We start from the raw sequence: 15,128 nt of genomic DNA, 5'->3' as shown, positions 1-15,128 counted from the left end.
TTGCGTCGCATATTCGACGCTTGGCACGCGCGTGCCATGATTTTTTATTGCGTGATTCGCCGATGCGACGGCGGATCAGTCACGACGCGCGACGCGACGCACGGACAGGCAGCCAGGCTATCCGTCACTCATGCGTCACCGCCCGCAAACCCAATCCAGATAAGGCTTTCCGGTCGATGCTACGGGCAAACGTGACGGATATGACGGGTTCTACCATATGACGGCTGCTGCGCGCGTGCGCGTGTGCGCCCGGTATGTATGGATACCCCCAAACATCCGTCACATCCGTCACTGCATCCATGAAACCCTTTCTGCATAAGGCTTCGCGGCGTGACGCATTAGTTGGAGAATGCGTCACCGATGCGTCACTTCCGTCACTAAAGCGAAAACCCGACGCTAGGCCGGGACGCGTGGGGCTTGCTGGCCGCTAGAACGGTCGGCCTGAATCGGTGTCCCAATCGTTGGGGAAACGCGGGTCATGTGGGGCGGCACGCGGGATCGCGCGGATACCTTCAAATCCTCGCGAGCTATTCGTCCGCCAGGTCGCAAATCCACGCTTGCGCATAGCTTCGCCGAACGTCTTGGTGTTGCCGGCCTTTTCCCCGGCCGCTTCCGCGTAACGCTTCCAGCTCGCGAATAGCTCGGCGCTTGTGTCCTTGTGTCGTGGCTCACGTTCGCAGCATTCATCCAGCCACTGCCCGAGTACGTCCTGATCTTCGAAGTATTCGCGCGTGGCGTCCACGACGACGGCGGGGCGCACTAGGCCGTTGGTCTGCCAGTCTAGGCAGCCATCAATCGCCCATCGCAGAATGGCCGGCCACTCGTCGCGAAGCTCTTTCTCAAGCTCCGGGTTCGGCGCAGTCGGTTTGTGGATGAACGGAATGATGTTGAAACGGCGCTTCGTTGCATCGTCCACGTTGTTTAGGCGCGGCTTGTGATTGCCCACGATGACCAGCTTGAATTCAGGGCGATACGTGAAGAAGTCACGCCGCATGAAACGGGCAGTGATCGGGTCGCCACCAGTCATGTTTTTGATCCGCGTTTCGGCCCATGCGCGGCCGTCCTCGGTTTCGCTGGCACTCACAAGGCGCGCACCCTTCAATCCCGCCAGGTCAGTGGGGTGCTTGTCGTGCGCGGAAGCGGTGAACGTGTCCATTGCGGCCGTTTGCGCGTATTCGCCCAGGATGCCTGTCAGCGTATTGAGGAAAACGGATTTTCCGTTGCCGCCTGCGCCGTAGATGAAGAACAGCGCGTGTGCGGACGTGTCGCCTGTCAAGGAATAGCCGGCCATCTGCTGCAGGAATCGGATCAGGTCTGCATCGCATCGCGTGGCATCTTCCAGGAACGCCAGCCAACGGCGTGGCACAGTGCCCGTTGCAGCGGGCGCGGTAGCCGTCTGGCGCGTAATGTGGTCGTCCTGGATCGCTCGGCGCAGATCGCCGGTGCGCAGGTCCACCGTGCCGCCAGGCGTGCCCATCAGCCACGGCGTACTGTCCCACACTTCGGACGTGACAGCGAGGCGGCGCGACGATGCGGCGAATTTCTCTACAGCGGATGCCGTGCGGGCCGTAGCGAATTTCGGCGCGTTGCCGAAGTCGCGGCAGATTTGCCGCGCCCAGGCGAAGGCAAGCTGCGTCGATTCCTTCTGCCAACGGGTACCGGTCCACGCGTACCACGCGCCCGCCGTGTGGCAGTAGCGCAGCGCATCGGCGTGGCGATGCTCGAAAACCAGTGCGAGCGCGTCCTCGCTAATCTGGCTGGGATCGAGTATCGGCGCGTCATCGTTCGCCGGAACAAGCGCGTTTGCCTGCTCGGCCATCGCGCGCAGTTCGTCGGCGCCGTGGCCGGCTTCCAGCCAATCCGATACGTCGCCCTTGTGCGGCAGATTCGGCAGCGTCAGCACGCGCGCGGACGCTGCGATGCCCTGCAGCTTGCTTGTCACCAGCTGCGCATGCGCACGGCCGGCGTGGTCATTGTCGGGCAGGATCACAACGTGACGGCCCTTGAAGTGCGTCGTCAGTTCGTCGCGCCACTTATTCGCGCCGCCCGCGTTACACGTCGCCAACAGGCCACGCGCCGCAAGGTTGTCGGCGTCTTTCTCGCCTTCCACGATGAAAATGGTTTCGTCGGCGCGCTCCAGCATCTGCGGCAGTCGATAGGGCACTTGCTCAACGCCCCTTACCGACCAGGACCAGCCGCTGCCATCGGGGCGACGCTGCCGGAAATCCTTCGGCTCCATGCGGCACACCTGGAACAACAGCACGCCGTCCGCGTCCACGTAGTCGTATGTCGCGACGATGCGCTTACGCGGCGCTGGCGTGTTGTCATTTACGGCGACGATGCCGTTTTCTTCCATCCATGCGACGGCGGCGCGGCCTACCTTGCCCGTTTCGCGTTCGATCAGCGTCAGCACGCCGCCGCCCGCGTTGGCTTCGTGGTCGTGCCAGACGCCGCTTTCCAAGTCGATGGATAGGCTGCCGCGCGTGCCGTAACGCAGTTCGTGCGCCTTGCGTTCGGTCGGATCGCCCAGCAGCAGCGTAGCGACTTGCGGCATGCAGCCGGCGTATTCGTGGCGCGCGCTCATGCTGCGCCCCGCGTCGTAAGCGACAAGTCGGCCACTACAGGCAGCACGAAGCCGGAGAACCCAGCACGACGCGCCAGAAACTCCATATCGCTAGCAATATCGGCGGCGTCCTGGCCGCGCTTCAGCAGCTTGCCGGCGAGGGCGATGGCGGCAGGATAAAAATCCGCCGCAGTTCGAGCGCATGCGAAACGCCAGAACAGTGGGTAATCGCTACGCGGCGAGACGCGTGAAATCTTTCGCCCACGTTGTTTAGGAGTGCTAAACTGTCTGCCGTCACGCAGTATCTTTTCGGGAGCTTTCATCGTTAGGTGGACGCTCCCTTTATTTTGCGCCAGCGCTTTCCAACCGCGCACGCTGCCACGCGACCACGTCTGCGACACGCCACGCTGTGATGCCAATTGAAAGTTTCACGGGGGCCGGAAACTTCCCTTCTTTTACGTGCCGCCACAGGGTTGCAGCCGACGCCGGGAAAATTCGGTCGCCAAGCAGCTTTCGTTGACGGATGAAACCCTCCAGGCCAAGCTCCGCATCTGAGAGAACTTCGTTTCGCATGATTTGCGACTCCACTAAGTTTGATTGCATGAGTCGATTCTCTCGAAGTGGGTCGCTCACTTCTCCATGCGGAATTTCCAAACTCGTCATCGTGAATCACGCGAACTCACGATAGAGACGAAACCGCATAAAAAAACCCGACCGAAGCCGGGTTCTGATGTGGGGGTGCGCAGCTTACAGGTCGTCGTCCAGGTCATCTTCGTGGACTTCGGCTGCACGGCGCTTGGCGTCGGCGATCATCTCGCGCGCAGACTCGCCCCGCATCCATGCATCGACCATGTCGGCCCAGCACTGCAGCATGATCTTCCGCTCTGACAAGTAGCGGTTCACGTTATAGACGGCTGCAATGCGGTTTCGTGGCGCGTGCGCCAGGGACATTTCAATCCACCGCTCGTCGAACTTAGCACGGTTCAGGCCGGTGGAGAATGTCCGCCGCAGGTCGTGCACGCCGAACGTCTTGAATTCCGGGTCATCCTTTCGAATGCGCTCCACGGCTGCGTCGATGACGCGATTTAGCGTCGCGTTACTGATTGGCTGGTCGTGGTCGTAACGGCCGGGATGCAGATATTTGCTCGCCCCGAAGCACGAACGAAGCGTCGTCAGAATGTCCAGCGCCTGGTCACTCAACGGCACGACGTGAGCCTTGCCGGCCTTCATGCGTTCGGCCGGAATGGTCCATCGCTCGGCGTCGAAATCGACTTCGCCCCACACGGCGTCGATGAATTCGCTTTTTCGAACGCCAGTCAGCAAAACGAACTTCAGCGCCAGCCGCAGTGTTGGCGTCGTGGCCACCTGCTCCAGCGCCGTCATGAACGTGCGAATTTCGGCCGGCGACAATGCGCGGTCGCGCGCCTCAAACGTTGCGATGGCGGATGCGCGTATCGCTTCGGCCGGATTCTCGACGGACTGCCCACTCGCGCGCGCGTGCGCGAATATGGCTCGCGTTACCTCGCGGACATGGATCGCCACAGCGGGGCCGCGCTTGTCCTTCACGTCGTCGCAGAGCGCTTTCAAGCGAGCGGGCGTTATCTCATCCAGCCGTAGCTTTGACAGTACCGGTTCGATTGCGCGCTTGTAGACAGACTTTCGCATCGCCAGGGTGCTGTCCGCCAGCTGCTCGGCGCCGCTCTTGGGATCAGCCTTGTGCGCGAAATAGTTTTCGGCCCAGCCGCCGAACGTGAGCGCATCGGCCTCAGCCGTGCGCTTCTCTGCCTTCCCTCGCGATGGTGACACGCCCCGCTCCACGTCGCGCCTGGCGCGGTCCAGCAGGGTGCGCGCTTCCGCCAGCGACACGTCCATGCCGTATTCGAGCGCATCGGGTTCGCGCGTCGGCTTGCTCGCGAGTTTCTTGTCGTATCTGCCAACGACTAGCGTCTCGCCTCGGCCGTTTAAACGGTAGTTGTAGCGGAACGATAGCGTGCCGCTCGGCAGCACGGCGACATACAGGCCATCGCGGTCGCCCTTTTTGTAAATCGTCTCTGCGGGCTTGAGCTTCTGCAGCCCTGTATCTGTCAGCAAGGTACCCTCCGTTCGGTTCACCGCTAGATACCATCATGGTACCTGAATGGTACAGAACCGGACAGAACAGATACCCTAAAAACGTGCCATCGCCCGTACCAGCAAATCAGGCGAGATTGGGCGATGTGAGGTGAGACGGCATGTTTGGCTCAAACCCTTGTGTTACAGGGTTTATCCGGCATTTTGACCGGATCATACCGTCTCACTCAGTCTCTAAGAATTATTCCCATTCAATCGTAGCCGGCGGCTTCCCCGAAATATCATAAACAACCCGATTGATCCCGCGGACCTCGTTGATAATCCGATTGGAAACCTGCCCGAGCAACTCGTGCGGCAAATGGGCCCAATGCGCCGTCATGAAATCGAGCGTCTGCACCGCACGCAGTGCGACGACATATTCATAAGTCCGCCCATCGCCCATCACGCCAACGCTTTTCACGGGCAAAAACACCGCAAACGCCTGGCTGGTAAGGTCGTACCACGACTTCCCGCTCTCCTTGTCGATCGTGTTACGCAGCGTCTCGATAAAAATCGCATCAGCTCGCCGCAGTAGATCCGCAAAGTCGCGCCGCACCTCGCCAAGAATCCGCACACCGAGCCCCGGCCCCGGAAACGGATGCCGGTAGACCATCTCATACGGCAATCCGAGCTTCACGCCGAGTTCGCGTACCTCGTCCTTGAACAGTTCGCGCAGCGGCTCCAGCAACTTGAGATTCAACGTCTCAGGCAACCCACCAACGTTGTGATGGCTTTTGATCGTATGCGCGGCCTTCTTACCCTTTCCGGCCGATTCGATCACATCCGGATAAATGGTGCCCTGCGCCAGCCATTTCGCATCGCGCAGCTTGCCCGCTTCCGTCTGAAACACTTCAACGAACTCCGCGCCGATGATCTTGCGCTTGTGCTCCGGATCCGTCACGCCGGCAAGCTTCGAGAGAAACGCTTCGCTCGCATCGACATGGATCACGCGCACCCCGAGATGATCGGCAAACGTCGCCATCACCTGCTCCGCCTCGTTCAGCCGCAGCAACCCATGATCGACGAAGACACACGTCAGCTGATCGCCAATGGCGCGATGCAGGAGCGCCGCCGCCACCGATGAATCGACACCACCCGACAAGCCGAGAATCACATGCTCGTCGCCCACCTGCGCGCGAATCTTGTCGACAGCCTCGTCGATGTAATGCCCCATCTCCCAATCGGCCTTCGCGCCGCAAATCTGCAACACGAAGCGCTCGAGCATCGCACGGCCTTGAACCGTATGCGTGACTTCCGGATGCCATTGGAGACCATAGAAATGCCGCTTTTCATCGGCCATTGCCGCAATCGGGCACGATTCCGTGGAAGCCATCAGAGCGAAGCCTTCCGGCATCTCGGTCACCTTGTCGCCGTGGCTCATCCAGACTTTCAGCATGCCGTGTCCTTCCGGCGTGCGGAAATCTTCGATACCTTCGAGGAGGCTCGTATGGTTACGCGCACGCACTTCGGCATAGCCGAATTCGCGCACGTGCCCGCCGTCGACCTTGCCGCCCAGTTGTTCCGCCATCGTCTGCATGCCATAACAGATGCCGAGCACCGGCACGCCCAGTTCGAACACGGCCTGCGGCGCGCGCGGCGTATCGGATTCGGTCACCGAACTCGGCCCGCCCGACAGAATCACGCCTTTCGGGGCGAACTCACGGATGAACGCGTCGTCGACATCGTAGGGATGAATCTCCGAATACACATGCGCTTCGCGAATACGGCGGGCGATCAGTTGGGTGACTTGCGAGCCGAAGTCGAGGATCAGGATCTTGTCATGCATGGCTGGGCACGAAACTCAATGAGGAAAAATAGAAAACGAATGCGTCAGAACAGGCGATTGGCCGCGCCGATAAACAAATTGCGCCGAGCGGCCGGCAAACAACACCGGCACGCAGGCGCAACAGCTGGCAGGCAGCGAGTGGCAGCAGCCATCACCCAAAAAAGCTGACGACGATCGCGAAAACCGGACGGTCGGCGTGCAGGGCAAGCCGAACCAAGCCGACCCGCCCCGCGACGCCCACACGCGTCAGTCCACGTGATAGTTCGGTGCTTCCTTCGTGATCTGGACGTCGTGCACGTGCGATTCGCGCATGCCTGCCGACGAGATCTCCACGAACTGCGCTTTCTCGTGCATCTCGGCAATCGTGCTGCAACCGCAATAACCCATGCTGGCCCGCACACCGCCGATCAGCTGAAACAGAATGGCGTTGACCGAGCCCTTGTATGCAACGCGGCCCTCGATCCCCTCGGGTACGAGCTTGTCGATATTGGCCGAATTGTCCTGGAAGTAGCGGTCCGCCGCGCCGTCCTTCATCGCGCCGACCGAGCCCATGCCGCGATACGACTTGTACTGCCGGCCTTGATAAAGGAACACATCGCCCGGCGCTTCTTCCGTACCGGCGAACATGCTGCCCATCATGACTGCGTCGGCACCGGCGGCAAGCGCCTTGCTGACATCGCCGGAGTAACGGACACCGCCATCGGCGATCACCGGAACACCGGTGCCCTTGAGCGCCTCGGAGACGTTTGCGATCGCCGTGATCTGCGGCACGCCCACGCCGGCCACGATACGCGTCGTGCAGATCGAACCGGGGCCGATGCCGACCTTCACTCCGTCCGCGCCGTATTCGACGAGTGCACGCGCCGCATCGGCCGTCGCGATATTGCCGCCGATGACTTCCACGTGCGGGTATTGCTTCTTGACCCAGCGCACACGCTCGAGCACGCCCTTGCTGTGACCATGCGCGGTATCGACGACGATGACATCGACCCCCGCCGCCGCAAGCAGCGTCACGCGCTCTTCGTTATCGGGACCGACGCCGACGGCCGCGCCCACGCGCAGCTTGCCGTGCTCGTCCTTGCACGCATCGGGGTGCTCGGTCTGCTTCGTGATGTCCTTCACGGTCATGAGCCCGCGCAGTTCGAATGCATCGTTCACGACGAGCACGCGTTCGAGACGGTGCGAGTGCATCAAGGCCTTCGCTTCCGCAAGCGGCGTCCCTTCCTTGACCGTCACGAGCCGCTCGCGCGGCGTCATGATGCTGCGTACGGGCTCGTCGAAGCGCGTCTCGAAGCGCAAGTCGCGGTTCGTCACGATACCGACGAGCTTCGCGCCCTCCACGACGGGAAAGCCGGAAATGCCGTGCTGCTGCGACAACGCAATGACGTCGCGCACCTTCATGTCGGGCGGGATCGTGATCGGATCGCGCACGACACCCGATTCGAACCGCTTGACCTTCGCCACTTCACGCGCCTGCTCGGCAGCCGTCAGATTCTTGTGGATGATGCCGACGCCGCCCTGCTGCGCCATGGCGATCGCGAGCCGTGCCTCGGTGACCGTGTCCATCGCGGCCGACACGAGCGGCATATGCAGGGAAATATTGCGGGTCAGCTTGGTCTTGAGGCTGGTGTCGCGCGGCAACACTTCGGAGAAAGCCGGGACGAGGAGCACGTCATCGAACGTGAGTGCTTTCTGGATCAGACGCATGGCAAATCCTATAGGCGCAAAAGCGAATTATACGCGATACCTCCCCGGTTTTCACTGCGCGAACAGCAAGTTAGCGCATTTTTGTGCCCCTCGGGCCGACGCGATTTCGGTTTTGCGTTCGAGCCCGGTTCGCTCGTTTTTCGTTTGCGTGACACGCACGAATCGAACCAACAGAAAAAAAGCGCGCGATCGAGCCCAAGCTGCCGCGAGTGCAGAAATGAACAAGACGAGGGCTCCCCGCGGTCCTACAGTGCGGCACAGTGCAACCCATCGAACGAGGATCACGGCATGCGGCAGGGCGTGAGTTACGGCATCATGGCTGGCGCCCTATGGGGCACCGTGTTTCTCGTGCCGAGGCTGTTGGGCGACTTCCCGCCGGCGTTGCTCGCCTCTGCGCGCTGCATGATGTACGGGCTCGTTTCGCTCGCCGCTGCGGTACCGATCGCGCGCCGAGTGGCCGGCAAGCTGACACGTGCCGATCTCGGCGCGCTCGCGGGGCTCGCGTTGATCGGCAATCTCGTTTATTACCTTTTCCTGACCGCGGCCGTGCATCGGATCGGTATTGGGCCGACCTCGCTGATCGTCGGCGTACTCCCCGTCACGGTCACGCTCGCCGGCCGACACGACCATGGCGCCGTGCCGCTGCTTCGTCTGATCTTTCCGCTCGGGCTCGTGGCGGCCGGCATCGCCTGCATCAATGTGGATGTCTTCACGGGCGACGCCTCGCAGGCGGCCGCCAGCGCGACAGCAGTGGCCGGCAAGCTCGCCGGCGTCGCCTGCGCGGTGGGCGCGCTCGCCACATGGACCTGGTTCGCCGTGGTCAACGCGCGCACGCTGCGCGGCAATGCCCGCTTCGACAGCAACGAATGGTCCGTCCTGCTCGGCGTGGCGACGGGCTTCTTCGGCGCGCTGACGTGGTTGCCCGCCCTCGCATTCGTCCACGCGCATGGCGCGGCGGACAGCTTCGACGCCCTGAGCGGTGCGCGCTGGCAAACGTTCTGGCTGCTCAATCTGGGTTTGGCGATAGGGGCTTCCTGGCTCGGCAACGGCCTTTGGAACGCGGCCGCAACCCGCTTGCCGCTCACGTTATCGGGCCAGTTGATCGTCTTCGAGACGCTCTTCGCCCTGCTCTACGGATTCATCTACGACGCGCGCATGCCGCGCCCGCTGGAAATCGCAGCCATCGCGCTGCTGTTGGCCGGTGTGGTATGGTCGGTCAAGCGGCATAGCGGCGCGCAGTCCCGGCCCGCCTCCCCGCTCAGCGCGAATCCTTCGACAACCATTTGCGGCCCTCGATCGAGCCCTCGCGGCGTGTCTTGTCCACGCGCCGCTGCCGAGCAAGCTTCGGGTCCACAATGAGCGGACGGTAGATCTCGACTCTGTCGTGATCCGCAAGCGGCGCGTCGAGCGGCCGGAGCTTGCCGTAGACACCGACTTTCGCGGTCGAGAGCTCGATCTCCGGATGCCGCTCGACGATGCGGCTCGCGTCGATCGCGTCGCGAACCGTCGCGCCCACCGGCAAACGGACCTCGATCACGGTTTGCGTCCCGGGCTGCGCATAGCAGACGCAGATCGACAACGGCGCGCTCATGGCCGGCCGTAGCGCTGATCGGCGCGTTTGACGAACGACTCGACGAACGTGTTCGCGATATGCGTGAATACCGGGCCGATGAGTTTCTCGAGGATGATGCTCGCAAACTCGTAATGCAGTGCGAATTCGATTTTGCAGGCGTCCGTGCGCAGCGGGGTGAACCGCCAGTAGCCGGTGAACTTGCGAAACGGTCCCTCGGCGAATTCCATGTCGATGCGGGTCGGACGCGACTGCGAGTTGTGTGTCGCGAAGTGTTGCTTGATGCCTTTGAAGTTGATGTCGATGCGGGCTTCCATGCCGTGCTCGTCCTGCCGCCGGATTTCGACGCCGCCGCACCAGGGCAGGAAGTTGGGATAATCGGCGACATCGGTGACGAGATCGAACATCTCCTCGGCCGAGTGCCGGATCAATACGGTTTTCTGGACATCAGCCATACATTTGACGGCGCGCGGGCGAAAGTGGGCGGAGCGGAGCCTCGGTAGGTCCCGCTTTGCTAAAATTGCGATTTTAAACGAGATGGGCATCCTCCATTCATGAGCATCATCGACAACAGAAAAGCCTTCTTCGATTACTTCATCGAGGAGCGCTACGAAGCAGGGCTCGTGCTCGAGGGATGGGAGGTCAAGTCACTGCGCGCCGGGCGCGGCCAGATCAAGGAAGGTTACGTCGTCGTGCGCGACGGCGAGATGTTCCTGATCGGGGCGCACATCAGTCCGCTGCCCGAAGCGTCGACCCACATCAAGCCCGACCCCGTGCGCACGCGCAAACTGCTTTTACATGCGGACCAGATCAAAAAACTGATCGGCAAGGTCGAACAACGCGGTTATACGCTCGTGCCGCTCAACTTTCACTACAAAGGCGGCCGCGTCAAGTGCGAAATCGGCCTCGCCAAGGGCAAAAAGCAGCACGACAAACGCGAGACCGAGAAAAAGCGCGATTGGGAACGCGAAAAGGCACGGCTCATGCGCTCGGCCGGCTGAGCGTCCGGCCAAGGCGGAGAAAGGCTGCAAACCGAGCGCTGAGGGCTCCGTCAAACACCGAGGCCAGCGCCGGCGGCCTCGGTCGCGAAATGGCCGACGGTTTCAGCGCGCCTCGGCCACCTGTGCGTTTTTGCCGCGGCTCACGATCGTCAGCGCCGAGGCAATCATCGTGCTCAAGTCGGACAGGTTGCCGGGCACGATCAGCGTATTGCCCGCCTTCGCCAGATTCGAGAACGCGTTGACGTATTGCTCGGCCACTTTCAGGTTGACGGCGTCCATGCCCCCGGTCGATTGAATCGCGCCCGCGATCTTTCGGATCGCCTCCGAATTCGCTTCGGCCACCGCCAGAATCGCCGCTGCTTCGCCCTGCGCCTGGTTGATCGCCGCCTGACGCTCGCCTTCCGAGCGCTGGATGGCCGCCTCGCGCTGGCCGGCCGCGATGTTGATTTGTTCTTGCTTGCGCCCTTCGGAGGCCGCGATCAGCGCGCGCTTTTCCCGTTCAGCGGTGATCTGTGCCTGCATCGCATGCAGGATTTCCTTCGGCGGCGTCAAATCCTTGATCTCGTAGCGCAGCACTTTCACGCCCCAGCCCGACGCGGCCTCGTCGAGCGCCGACACCACGCTGCGGTTGATGAGATCGCGCTCTTCGAAGGTCTTGTCGAGTTCAAGCCGGCCGATGACCGAGCGCAGCGTCGTCTGCGAGAGCTGCGTGATCGCGAACACGAAATTGGTCGATCCGTACGATGCCTTCATCGCATCGGTCACCTGGAAGTACAGCACCCCGTCCACCTGCAGTTGCGTGTTATCGCGCGTGATGCAGATTTGCGCGGGTACCTCGAGCGGGATTTCCTTGAGTACGTGCTTATAGGCGACGCGATCGACGAACGGCAGCACCATGTTGAGCCCCGGCGCGAGCGTCGCATGATAGCGACCGAACCGCTCGACCACCCACGCATGCTGCTGCGGCACGATCTTGATCGTCTGCGCCACGAGGACGATCACGACGACGAGCAGCACGGCCCCCACGATGGTCATATCCATTGTTCACTCCTTGGTTGTTGACAGCGGATGATGCGCCGCGCCCGGCCCCGACGGCTTCTTTTCGGCGACGACCAGACGGTTGCCGTGTACCGCGGTGATCTCATAGCGGCGCGCGTCGGCGCGGGCCCCGGGCGCAAGATCCACATCCCAGAGCGCGCCGCGATACGGCACACGCGCATGGCCGTCGCGCCACTCGAGGACCTCGATCGCGGCGCCGATATCGGGATGGACGTCGGGATTCGACGCAGCATCGCGCCGCGCCTTGCGGTGACCGAAGCGGCTGCGCCGCAACGTGATGACGGCCGCCAGCGCAACGAGCGCCGCCACCGCGTATTGAACGGCCGGCGCCGCACCGGCCAGATGAACGAGCGCGCCGGCCAGAAAACCGAGCGCGATCATCAATAGATAGAACGTCCCCGTCAACAGCTCGGCGACGACAAGCACACCCGCGCCGATCCACCAGATATAGTCGTTCGGATTCATCTCCGGTCTCCTCGAATCCGGCTCACCCCGAGTACCGAATTCCGAATCCTGAGTACTGAATTGAATTGCCCAGTATAAAAACGCCCCGGGGTTACCGGGGCGTTATAGCACGAATGCCGTGGCTTGCACGATGGACCCGCACCGATATCGGGCGGGTTCGCTCGTTACTTCGCGGCGGCCTTGGCAAGCGCCTGCCAGGTCTCGATGATCGAATCCGGATTCAGCGAGATGGACGCGATGCCTTCATCGCTGAGCCATTGCGCGAAATCGGGGTGATCGGACGGCCCCTGGCCGCAGATACCGACGTACTTGTCCAGGCGCCGGCACGTATCGATCGCGCGCTTCAGCAGGAACTTGACCGCCTCGTCGCGCTCGTCGAAGTCGGCCGCGAGCAGCTCCATGCCGGAATCACGGTCCAGACCGAGCGTGAGCTGCGTGAGGTCGTTCGAGCCGATCGAGAAGCCATCGAAGTATTCGAGGAACTGCTCGGCCAGAATCGCGTTCGACGGAATTTCGCACATCATGATGAGACGCAGGCCGTTCTCGCCGCGTTTCAATCCGAACTTCGCGAGCAGACCCACCACGCGCTCCGCCTGCTTGAGCGTACGCACGAACGGCACCATGATTTCGACGTTCGAAAGACCCATGTCCTCGCGCACGCGCTTGAGCGCCACGCATTCCATTTCGAACGCCTGAGCGAAGTCCTGCGCGATATAGCGCGAAGCACCGCGGAAACCCAGCATCGGGTTTTCTTCATCGGGCTCGTAGCGCGAACCGCCGATCAGCTTCTTGTACTCATTCGACTTGAAGTCCGAAAGCCGCACGATGACGGGGCGCGGATAGAACGCCGCGGCAATCGTGGCGATGCCCTCGGTCAGCTTGTCGACGTAGAACGCACGCGGCGATGCATGGCCGCGCGCAACGCTTTCGACAGCCTTCTTGAGATCCTGATCGACATTCGGATACTCGAGGATCGCCTTCGGATGCACCCCAATGTTGTTGTTGATGATGAACTCGAGCCGCGCAAGGCCGACACCGGCGTTCGGCAACTGCGCGAAATCGAACGCAAGTTGCGGATTGCCGACGTTCATCATGATCTTGACCGGAATTTCGGGCAGCTCGCCACGCGCGATCTCGGTTACTTCCGTTTCGAGCAAGCCGTCATAGATCTTGCCTTCGTCGCCCTCGGCGCACGACACGGTGACGAGCGTGCCGTCCTTCAGGACATCGGTGGCGTCTCCGCAACCGACGACGGCCGGCACACCGAGTTCGCGCGCGATGATCGCCGCATGGCAGGTACGTCCGCCGCGATTCGTGACGATCGCCGACGCGCGCTTCATCACCGGCTCCCAGTTCGGATCGGTCATGTCGGCCACGAGCACGTCACCCGGCTGCACACGCTCCATTTCCGACGGATCGTGAATGACGCGGACACGTCCCGCGCCGATCTTCTGACCGATCGCACGGCCGGTGGTAAGCACGGTCGACTGGCCCTTCAGCTTGAAACGCTGCTCGATCTTGCCGGCACTCTGGCTCTTGACCGTCTCCGGGCGCGCCTGAAGGATGAAGATCTTGCCGTCGCGGCCATCCTTGCCCCACTCGATGTCCATCGGACGCTGGTAGTGCTTTTCGATGATGACGGCGTACTTCGCCAGCTCGATCACATCCTCATCGGTGATCGAGAAACGGTTGCGCTGCTCGTGCGGCACGTCGACCGTCTTCACGCGCCCCGGCTCGCCCGGCTTCGTGAACTCCATCTTGATCAGCTTCGAGCCGATCGAGCGGCGGATGATCGGATATTTGCCCTGCTCGAGCGTCGTCTTGAAGACGTAGAACTCGTCCGGATTCACCGCGCCTTGCACGATGGTTTCACCGAGACCGTAACTCGAGGTGATGAACACCGCATCCTTGAAGCCCGATTCCGTATCGAGCGTGAACATGACGCCTGCCGCGCCCACGTCCGAGCGCACCATGCGCTGCACGCCGGCCGAAAGCGCCACTTCCGCATGCGTGAAGCCCTTGTGAACGCGGTACGAGATCGCACGATCGTTGTAGAGCGAGGCGAAAACGTGCTTCATCCGGTCCAGCACCTCGTCGATGCCGACGACGTTGAGGTAGCTTTCCTGCTGGCCAGCGAACGATGCGTCGGGCAAATCCTCGGCCGTGGCCGACGAACGCACGGCGAACGACAGCTCGTCGGGCGAGCCGTTTTGGAGGGTCTCGAACTGCGCGCGAATCTCCTGCTCGAGGCGTGCCTGCATCGGCGCCTCGACGATCCATTGCCGAATTTCGGCACCGGCGGCGGCGAGCGCCTTGACGTCGTCGACGTCGAGCGTCGCAAGGCGCGCCGCAATGCGCTCGGTCAGGTTGTTGTGCGCGAGGAAATCGCGAAAAGCCAGCGCGGTCGTGGCGAAGCCGGTCGGCACGCGCACGCCTGCCTCGGCCAGCTGGCTGATCATCTCGCCGAGCGAGGCGTTCTTGCCGCCCACGATCTCGACATCGGTCATTCGCAATTGTTCGAACGGAACTACATACGCCTGGTCCTTTGCGACGTTTGCTACGTTAGTCATACAAGCCCCTAAGTGTGAAAAAAATGCACGGCTGCGCACGCGGGCTTGGACGCGCGCCATCCCATTGGAAGACGGCGCGCATCATGCGCAACCTGTTGGAGAAACAATCGCATTCGTGTTTCGATAGCAATTGCTTATCCAACAGGTTGTCGCTATTTTACCGTGCTGCCTCGCCAAATAGTGGCCGCCGCGCGATAATCGGGGCGCTCGAAGCGAAAAAGCGCCGGCAGAACGTGCGCCGGGGCGCCTGAAAGGCATCGCTCCTCCGTTTTTCCGCGGGCAATGCCGTCTGTTTTCG

At 62.0% G+C, this 15,128-nt stretch carries 12 protein-coding genes; 2 read left to right on the top strand and 10 right to left on the bottom strand.

What is annotated here, in order from left to right; all coding sequences use genetic code 11:
- Positions 1-427: 427 nt before the first annotated feature.
- From ACR9ZC_RS15980 to guaB, 5 genes are all read right to left on the bottom strand, one after another.
- Entirely contained in the window at positions 428-2,461 is a 2,034-nt protein-coding gene (locus ACR9ZC_RS15980; protein ID WP_481581037.1) for a phage/plasmid primase, P4 family, read from the bottom strand.
- A gap of 119 nt (positions 2,462-2,580) precedes the next feature.
- Entirely contained in the window at positions 2,581-2,886 is a 306-nt protein-coding gene (locus tag ACR9ZC_RS15975) for a hypothetical protein (RefSeq protein WP_481581036.1), read from the bottom strand.
- A 424-nt stretch (positions 2,887-3,310) separates the two neighbouring features.
- Positions 3,311-4,654, bottom strand: coding sequence for a tyrosine-type recombinase/integrase (locus ACR9ZC_RS15970; protein ID WP_481581035.1), 1,344 nt, complete (start codon positions 4,652-4,654; stop codon positions 3,311-3,313).
- A gap of 220 nt (positions 4,655-4,874) precedes the next feature.
- A complete protein-coding gene (guaA, locus tag ACR9ZC_RS15965; RefSeq protein WP_481581034.1) occupies positions 4,875-6,458 on the bottom strand; it encodes a glutamine-hydrolyzing GMP synthase in 1,584 nt (527 codons plus the stop codon).
- 246 nt (positions 6,459-6,704) lie between these two features.
- The gene (gene guaB / locus ACR9ZC_RS15960; RefSeq protein ID WP_331572822.1) at positions 6,705-8,165 is read right to left on the bottom strand and encodes an IMP dehydrogenase; all 1,461 of its coding nucleotides are present in this window, start codon (positions 8,163-8,165) and stop codon (positions 6,705-6,707) included.
- A gap of 288 nt (positions 8,166-8,453) precedes the next feature.
- On the opposite strand from guaB, the gene ACR9ZC_RS15955 reads away from it, so the two are divergent.
- Complete coding sequence (locus ACR9ZC_RS15955) at positions 8,454-9,524, top strand: DMT family transporter (protein WP_481581033.1); 1,071 nt, start codon at positions 8,454-8,456, stop codon at positions 9,522-9,524.
- Here the strand turns inward: ACR9ZC_RS15955 and ACR9ZC_RS15950 are convergent.
- Positions 9,424-9,756 (bottom strand): RnfH family protein, encoded by a 333-nt coding sequence (locus ACR9ZC_RS15950; RefSeq protein ID WP_481581032.1) that lies wholly within the window; start codon positions 9,754-9,756, stop codon positions 9,424-9,426. The genes ACR9ZC_RS15955 and ACR9ZC_RS15950 overlap by 101 nt on opposite strands.
- Positions 9,753-10,190, bottom strand: coding sequence for a type II toxin-antitoxin system RatA family toxin (locus ACR9ZC_RS15945; protein WP_331572818.1), 438 nt, complete (start codon positions 10,188-10,190; stop codon positions 9,753-9,755). The genes ACR9ZC_RS15950 and ACR9ZC_RS15945 overlap by 4 nt, the downstream gene beginning before the upstream one ends.
- Before the next feature lie 99 nt (positions 10,191-10,289).
- Between ACR9ZC_RS15945 and smpB the strand changes: the two genes are divergently transcribed.
- Entirely contained in the window at positions 10,290-10,736 is a 447-nt protein-coding gene (gene smpB / locus ACR9ZC_RS15940; protein WP_331572817.1) for an SsrA-binding protein SmpB, read from the top strand.
- 102 nt (positions 10,737-10,838) lie between these two features.
- Here smpB and ACR9ZC_RS15935 read toward each other — a convergent pair whose 3' ends face one another.
- The 3 genes from ACR9ZC_RS15935 to ppsA all read right to left on the bottom strand — a co-directional run bounded on the left by ACR9ZC_RS15935 (position 10,839) and on the right by ppsA (position 14,830).
- Positions 10,839-11,777 (bottom strand): SPFH domain-containing protein, encoded by a 939-nt coding sequence (locus tag ACR9ZC_RS15935; RefSeq protein WP_173259002.1) that lies wholly within the window; start codon positions 11,775-11,777, stop codon positions 10,839-10,841.
- A gap of 3 nt (positions 11,778-11,780) precedes the next feature.
- On the bottom strand, positions 11,781-12,260 hold the full coding sequence (locus ACR9ZC_RS15930; RefSeq protein ID WP_481581031.1) for an NfeD family protein: 480 nt from the start codon (positions 12,258-12,260) through the stop codon (positions 11,781-11,783).
- Positions 12,261-12,424: 164 nt separating this feature from the next.
- Positions 12,425-14,830 (bottom strand): phosphoenolpyruvate synthase, encoded by a 2,406-nt coding sequence (ppsA, locus tag ACR9ZC_RS15925; RefSeq protein ID WP_440563767.1) that lies wholly within the window; start codon positions 14,828-14,830, stop codon positions 12,425-12,427.
- Between the last annotated feature and the right edge of the window lie 298 nt (positions 14,831-15,128).

It is taken from the genome of Trinickia sp. HAY1-2D (genome assembly GCF_056754935.1).
The sequence above is the reverse complement of the archived record's forward strand: the minus strand, read 5'-3'. Positions and strand labels throughout refer to the sequence as shown.

Bases quoted from the DNA above. Each gene is read 5' to 3' on its own strand.
- guaA (WP_481581034.1), bottom strand. From the start codon at position 6,458: ATGCATGACAAGATCCTGATCCTCGACTTCGGCTCGCAAGTCACCCAA.
- ACR9ZC_RS15955 (WP_481581033.1), top strand. From the start codon at position 8,454: ATGCGGCAGGGCGTGAGTTACGGCATCATGGCTGGCGCCCTATGGGGC.
- smpB (WP_331572817.1), top strand. From the start codon at position 10,290: ATGAGCATCATCGACAACAGAAAAGCCTTCTTCGATTACTTCATCGAG.
- guaB (WP_331572822.1), bottom strand. From the start codon at position 8,165: ATGCGTCTGATCCAGAAAGCACTCACGTTCGATGACGTGCTCCTCGTC.
- ACR9ZC_RS15935 (WP_173259002.1), bottom strand. From the start codon at position 11,777: ATGGATATGACCATCGTGGGGGCCGTGCTGCTCGTCGTCGTGATCGTC.
- ACR9ZC_RS15950 (WP_481581032.1), bottom strand. From the start codon at position 9,756: ATGAGCGCGCCGTTGTCGATCTGCGTCTGCTATGCGCAGCCCGGGACG.
- ACR9ZC_RS15945 (WP_331572818.1), bottom strand. From the start codon at position 10,190: ATGGCTGATGTCCAGAAAACCGTATTGATCCGGCACTCGGCCGAGGAG.
- ACR9ZC_RS15975 (WP_481581036.1), bottom strand. From the start codon at position 2,886: ATGAAAGCTCCCGAAAAGATACTGCGTGACGGCAGACAGTTTAGCACT.
- ACR9ZC_RS15930 (WP_481581031.1), bottom strand. From the start codon at position 12,260: ATGAATCCGAACGACTATATCTGGTGGATCGGCGCGGGTGTGCTTGTC.
- ppsA (WP_440563767.1), bottom strand. From the start codon at position 14,830: ATGACTAACGTAGCAAACGTCGCAAAGGACCAGGCGTATGTAGTTCCG.